The organism is Peribacillus sp. P4_C12, assembly GCF_056402095.1.
Window position 1 is genome coordinate 1 of record NZ_JBFUIB010000812.1, and the last position, 1,317, is coordinate 1,317.

General features: G+C 34.7%; 2 protein-coding genes. One reads left to right on the forward strand and one right to left on the reverse strand.

Annotation, left to right across the window (positions count from 1 at the left end):
• The coding region (locus AC1DUW_RS29220) for a substrate-binding domain-containing protein (RefSeq protein WP_477644239.1) at positions 1-234 on the forward strand (234 nt) is incomplete at its 5' end.
• Positions 235-337: 103 nt separating this feature from the next.
• On the opposite strand, the gene AC1DUW_RS29225 is transcribed toward AC1DUW_RS29220, so the two are convergent.
• Positions 338-1,317 (reverse strand): MFS transporter (locus AC1DUW_RS29225; protein ID WP_477644240.1); only part of this gene is annotated, 980 nt, incomplete at its 5' end.

Genomic DNA, 1,317 nt, shown 5'->3' on the forward strand with positions numbered 1-1,317 from the left:
CTACTAGAACATGGAAAGAAGGTTCCAAAAGATTATTCTATCGTTGGATTTGATGATCTAGTAATTAGTCGTTATTCAATACCCAGTTTGACGACAATTAGCCAGAATGTATTTAATAAAGGAGTCCTTTCAGCTCAAACTATTTTAAATATAATTGAACATGGAACGTCTGATCCAGTAAGTATTAACCTTCCTATTGAACTTATAGTAAGAAAGTCTACATCATTTTTATAAATATTCATATATATGTTTCTTGTCACCTATGTAGTTTATAATCGACTTTTTATGCAAAACAATCCACCTCTATGTTAATAGAGGTGGATTGTTTTAGATCGATTTATATATTTTTATACCTTTTCTTACCATTTAAAAAATCCTTATAGACTAAAACAGCAACAACAATAAAACTTAGACTAACAACCCGGAAGATCATCTCTAAACTAATCCATTCAGCTAAAATACCTAATACAAAGGCGCTAACTCCAACACCAACGTCAAAACTGGAAAAAAAGGTTGCGTTGGCTGCGCCACTTTTTTCTTCACTTACCTTTTGAACCGTCCATGTTTGTAAACATGGCATAACAGTTCCATAACCCGCCCCAAATAAAATCGCAGCAATAATAAGATGAAGATCATTTGTCGCATAAGACAGCATAACAAGTGACAAAAATCCTAACACAGCTGATATAATGATGATAGACCAAGGTCCTTTTTTGTCATACCATTTTCCGGTAAACGGACGTAGTAAAGTTGCTACTGTTGCATTGATAAGGAAGAATAGAAAAATATGATCTAATCCCTTTTGTTTCCCAAAAAGAACTAAAAATGTAATAATCGCTCCAAAACCAAGTGTTGTAATAACCGTCAGTAACGCTGGGAACCATACGTCTTTTTCAAAAATCATATCCAAAAATCGAAATGGTTGCTTCTCACGCTTTACAGTAGTAGGTGAATATACAAATTGAAGCGCAATTACTGCCAATAGGCAGAGAACTACTGATGACCAAATTAAAATATCGAAGGAAAAAGAGTCATAGATAAGGATACCTATACTCGGTGCAATGATAGCCCCGACCGTTGTTGAAATAGAGAAATACCCCATTCCTTCTCCTAACCGTGTCTTAGGAATTAAATCGACTACTATTGTACTATTGGCTGTGGTTGATACCCCCCACGCTGCGCCATGGAAAAGTCGTAACAATAGAAAAAGCGATATAATATTAAGAAAAGGATACAGCATTGTAATAATCATTAAAGCTGCACTTGCACTAATAGCTAGACTTTTCCGTTGGTTATCAATTAAATAGTACCCTACAA